Source organism: Candidatus Atribacteria bacterium, assembly GCA_011056645.1.
Lineage (GTDB): Bacteria > Atribacterota > Phoenicimicrobiia > Phoenicimicrobiales > Phoenicimicrobiaceae > Sediminicultor > Sediminicultor quartus.
Genome location: DSEL01000079.1, coordinates 1 through 4,634, shown reverse-complemented (window position 1 = coordinate 4,634; position 4,634 = coordinate 1). Strand labels below are relative to the sequence as shown.

The following is a 4,634-nucleotide window of genomic DNA, read 5'->3' as shown; positions in this document are numbered from 1 at the left end:
TCGTAAAGGTCTAGCCATAATAAAATATTAGCATTTAGATAGAGTTATGTCAAATGTTGAGACCTGACCCCTTTCTTTTCATTATAAATCAAAATTTAACCTGTAAGGGACGAAATTTTTTACTCTCTTTATTCTTTATTTTAAAAGACATTTTGCATGCTGAGAACCAACAACACCTCCTACTCCTACAAATTTTTCAGTAATTTTACTTAGCTTTTCTTCCAAACCTGACATAATTTCATCTTTTTTTTTAGAATACATTAGAATACAATAGATCAGAAAGTTCGAATGCCTCTTTTAATTTATTTTCCTCGTCGTTCACTTCTTAATGCACCCAAGTTCAAATAGTTCTATTATTAACATTCTATTAATAGTTTAAAAATCCTTCTTTTTTAAATAAAAAGCTCTTCAGCAAAGGCTGAAGGACTGTAATATTATTTGGTTCCTCAACTTGTACCATAGATAGAACTTTTATTTCTCATTATTACTTTAATTTTTTACTCCATAACTTCTGGTTTCCATTCCACTATTGGTTTCATCGCATTCCACCTAGCTTCGCCTGTTAATTCTGGTTTCCAATTCGAATCAACCATTATTTCTAAAGCCCCCTTTAGGCAAATCATTACCCACATTTTGGGATAAGCGGGTGAAAGTAATTTTAGAAATTTATATTTGTAATGTTTAGTTGTCCAAATAATTATTACTTCCTCATTATCAGATATGCCTCGTTCCCTGAAAGCGGTCCAAAGATGAGTAAAATCCATTTTATGCGTAACATAACCTTTTATCGTGTTTGGCATCTTTTTGCATTCCAAAGTAATTAAGGCATATGGATCAGTTAAATTAGGGGCAATAACTTTGCCATTTTTAACCGAAGCCAATGGTGTAAAATCAATCACCCTACAAGGTTCACCGTCAATTACGCTCCACTCGCTATCTTTTCTCATAATATTATTTTCCTCCTACAAATGTGTCAGGGGACGGTTCTTTGTCATATTTCAAGAATATATATTTACCTTATTTAATCGCCACCAGCGATTAAAAGAGTTAGCTTTTTCAATTTTTCTACACCTTAATATTAATACGACAAAAGATATAAAAAATCCTTCTTTTTTATAAAAAATACTTCAGGGTGAAAAATTTAAGAAAGGATTGATGGGAAGAAAAAATATTTAAAACCCCACAGATTATTCGATGGTTACGCTGAAGAATGAGTATCAGGGGGGGAAGACCTGCATGGGAAAATTCTCGGTCTACCTTATGATTAGTTTATCTTCTAAAGTTACTAATTCATAAGTTTTACTATGCCAATTTGATACTATCTCATAAGTTATAAAATGAACTCGATTACGCAAAACCAAAAAAGCATTATATGATAGTTTTGCATTAAATTGATTTTCATACAACTCATTAGCTACGATATAAAATTTTGAATAAAAATCTTGTAACTCCACAAATTTTAAGAGTGAATGCACCATATCTGTTGTATGTTCAATTTCAAAAAATGAATCTGGCATTTTTCTTTCATTAAACCATACTACATCTATTCTCTTCGCTTTTTCTACAAGATGTTTGTAGGTAAAATTATAAAAATCTTTTATAGTAGAAATATCTTGAAGGGTTTTTCCTAAATATTTTTTTTGTTTGTCCTGCGGAGGTAATGAAGTTTGAAATTTTTTTAAATTACCTATTTCTAATAGTAATCCTTGATAATAAGAATGATTAAATTCTAATTTTTTTGATTCTGAGACTTCATTAGTTGGTAAAATCTCAATAGGTAATTTATCTCTAAATTCTTTCAATGCCCAGAGACCAGGTCTAATCTTAAAGAAAAATCTATTATCCTGAACAATACGCCGAATGCTTGCAAAAGGTGTTTTAGTTTTCCATTCAATACCAAGGACCTTTAATGCTTCTTGATATAATTCTCCAAGAGTAGCATAGCCACCTTTTTCTTCCATTACTTTTATTACTGCTTCGTATTGTTTCATCTGTATTCACTCAAATGAAAATGTTTAGCATTATGATAATAATCCTCATGTTTAAGTTCGATACAAATTATTTCATCAAAATTTGTATCGAATAAATAATCATTCTCTTTTTTTAAGTTTATAAATGCCTCATTTTCATCTTTTCCTTTAGCAAAAGCAATAACTTGACAATTATCTATGTCTGGTTCAGATGAGATACTATTTGGCTGATACGAAGTACCTTCTTCGGTGATAAAAATATAGCTTTTCATTTATCAATCTCCTCCAAATATTGTGTACCAAGGGGATGGTTCTTTCTCACACTCCAAAAATATATATTTATCTTATTGAATCACCGCCAGTGGTTAAAAGAATTAGTCTTTTTCGATTTTTCTACACCTTAATACTAATACGACAAAGATTTTAAAAAATCCTTCTTTTTTTAAAAAATAGATAGGAGATGAGATTGCCGCGCTTTCTTCGAAAGCAATATTGTCAAGGGTGTCAAGGGGATGGTTCTCCTGACACTTTTAAAAAACTAAAGAGGTGTTAAGAGTGAATTTCATTTTTCAAAGCACCTAGTAGTATTTTTCTATGCCTCCAAACCCGATCTGTTTGTTTTGTTTTGTTTTCACAATAAAGTTCTTAAGTCGCTTTTTAAATTCGTCAGGACGTTTTCTGGCTGCTTCAATATATGCAATACGGATTCTTTTATATGTATCAGAAAAATTGTTATAATTTTTCCATGTGATTTTATCATTTTTTACGGCTTTTATAATATCCGGTTGAAATACAAACTTCTCTTCGAGAATTCTTTTAGCTGTGTCCAACATTGAAGGATGTATTATATTTTCTTGCAGGAGCCATTTTATCCTTTCTTTGTTAGCTTGAGAATAACTGCTTTTAGGATTTCTGCGAGAAAAACGTTGAATGCTACTATTTTTATCAAGAGTTTTAACAATGCTGTCAATCCAACCAAAGCATAATGCTTCTTCCACTGCATCGTTGTATACAATTCTCGGTCTTCCCGAAGATTTGCTTGGATACACCAACCAGATTTCTTTTTCTTTATCGAAATTATTTTCAAGCCATGCACGCCAATCTTTTCTGTTATCCAGGTATAGTGTTTTAAGTTTACTCATAGTTATTTTACTTCTTGGCTAAATTTTCTTTTACGCTGTACTTTACAATTTTTTTTACTATATCAAAAGGAATCGGATTATCAATCGAAAATTGAAAAATGTCAAAGGAGACAACGGCTCTTTGCCACACTTCAAAAATATACATTTACCTTATTGAATCGCCACCAGCGATCTAAAGGAATTATTGTTTTCCAATTTTTATACACCCTAATATTAATACAACAAAAGATTTAAAATATCCTTCTTTTTTTATAAAAAGCTTTAAGTAATAAAAACACTTTAGGATGTATTTTAATTTGCTATTTCCACCCTTTATGGAAAGTTAGAAAAAGTTACCGAATTACTGAGCTATTATAACCACCACCACCCTAACATTTTTCATAATTATACCTCCTTTACAAGCTCGCTTTGTCATCGGCAACTCGAGCTTTTTATTTGCTAAAAAAATTTATAGTATAAAGTTTCATTGGAACACGTTATCCGTAATTTTGACAATCTTCTTAACTTTAATTATAATCAGAGCAGAAACCTACGTGAGTTAAAAAAAGCGTGTTTTATTTAGTAAAATAATTAAAAGGTATATGAAGGTGCGTGAATAATTAAGATGATTAAACTTTCACGAATTCTGTCATGCCTGTTGGCACTCGTCTTGTCGATCGTGTTTATGGCCGGCTGTGTGACAACGCCTCAAGATGAAAACATTCCGTTTCACATTGATGTGATACCTGAGCAATTGAAGGGAAACTCTATTGCAGGGCAACATTGTGTATTTCTGGTCACAATCGCTGATGAAGGTCAAACAAGTGAAGCCACTGTAGAGATCTCAGCTGATGCCGCCGGTGCTGAGATAATCATTTATAAAAAAGCTATACTTGAAGGCCAGGTCGCTGAGGTTGTTGTCATCCCGACACAATCAAGTACGGGAAAATCTATTGAAGTGACTATTACTGGAAACCGAGGCAGTTTGACTGATGAAAAGGTTGTTACCTTTGAAGTAGTAGAAGGTGAAGATGATAGGCAAGAATATGCAGTAGAGTTAAAAGATAAGTTTGTTCCATGGTTGGAATCGAACCATCCTGAACTCGGAATCACAAGTGATACAGAATGGACTGGAACCATAGTGAGCCCGCAGTGGTTAGTCGTATCACATTACCTGTTCTTTTCTGATGAATGGGAAATGCACGTGGAATGGCACATTATGGTAGCACCTTACGACTGGGCTCGAATTGACCTAAGACAACGGTTCGATGAACAGAAACCATCATATGCCTTCGAGATTTCATCACTTGATGCTAATAGCGAACCTAAACCGATAGAAGTACCAAATTCTGTGTGGCGTTAAAGTATAACCAAGTTTGACAATCCCCTCTAAATCCCACCTGGTATTACATCATCAATAAAAGTAAAAGGGGTCAGGTCTCAACATTTGACATTCAAACTTCCTTCAAAGCTGTTATCATCTTTTGCATGACCTCTTTTATTTCATGATTAACTTCGCTTTTTTGCTCAAATCTTTTAGCGG

At 32.8% G+C, this 4,634-nt stretch carries 5 protein-coding genes; 1 reads left to right on the top strand and 4 read right to left on the bottom strand.

Features of this window, described 5'->3' with window-relative positions; all coding sequences use genetic code 11:
- Positions 1 to 497: 497 nt before the first annotated feature.
- From ENO17_03220 to ENO17_03205, 4 genes are all read right to left on the bottom strand, one after another.
- Complete coding sequence (locus ENO17_03220; GenBank protein ID HER24048.1) at positions 498 to 947, bottom strand: hypothetical protein; 450 nt, start codon at positions 945 to 947, stop codon at positions 498 to 500.
- A gap of 306 nt (positions 948 to 1,253) precedes the next feature.
- Positions 1,254 to 1,991, bottom strand: coding sequence for a hypothetical protein (locus tag ENO17_03215; GenBank protein ID HER24047.1), 738 nt, complete (start codon positions 1,989 to 1,991; stop codon positions 1,254 to 1,256).
- A complete protein-coding gene (locus tag ENO17_03210) occupies positions 1,988 to 2,242 on the bottom strand; it encodes a hypothetical protein (protein ID HER24046.1) in 255 nt (84 codons plus the stop codon). Before ENO17_03210 ends, ENO17_03215 begins: the two co-directional genes overlap by 4 nt.
- Positions 2,243 to 2,548: 306 nt before the next feature.
- A complete protein-coding gene (locus tag ENO17_03205; GenBank protein HER24045.1) occupies positions 2,549 to 3,112 on the bottom strand; it encodes a hypothetical protein in 564 nt (187 codons plus the stop codon).
- A gap of 604 nt (positions 3,113 to 3,716) precedes the next feature.
- Between ENO17_03205 and ENO17_03200 the strand changes: the two genes are divergently transcribed.
- Positions 3,717 to 4,454: a hypothetical protein gene (locus tag ENO17_03200; protein ID HER24044.1), complete on the top strand. Its 738-nt coding sequence runs from the start codon at positions 3,717 to 3,719 to the stop codon at positions 4,452 to 4,454.
- Positions 4,455 to 4,634: the final 180 nt, after the last annotated feature.

Bases quoted from the DNA above. Each gene is read 5' to 3' on its own strand.
- ENO17_03215 (HER24047.1), bottom strand. From the start codon at position 1,991: ATGAAACAATACGAAGCAGTAATAAAAGTAATGGAAGAAAAAGGTGGC.
- ENO17_03210 (HER24046.1), bottom strand. From the start codon at position 2,242: ATGAAAAGCTATATTTTTATCACCGAAGAAGGTACTTCGTATCAGCCA.
- ENO17_03205 (HER24045.1), bottom strand. From the start codon at position 3,112: ATGAGTAAACTTAAAACACTATACCTGGATAACAGAAAAGATTGGCGT.
- ENO17_03200 (HER24044.1), top strand. From the start codon at position 3,717: ATGATTAAACTTTCACGAATTCTGTCATGCCTGTTGGCACTCGTCTTG.
- ENO17_03220 (HER24048.1), bottom strand. From the start codon at position 947: ATGAGAAAAGATAGCGAGTGGAGCGTAATTGACGGTGAACCTTGTAGG.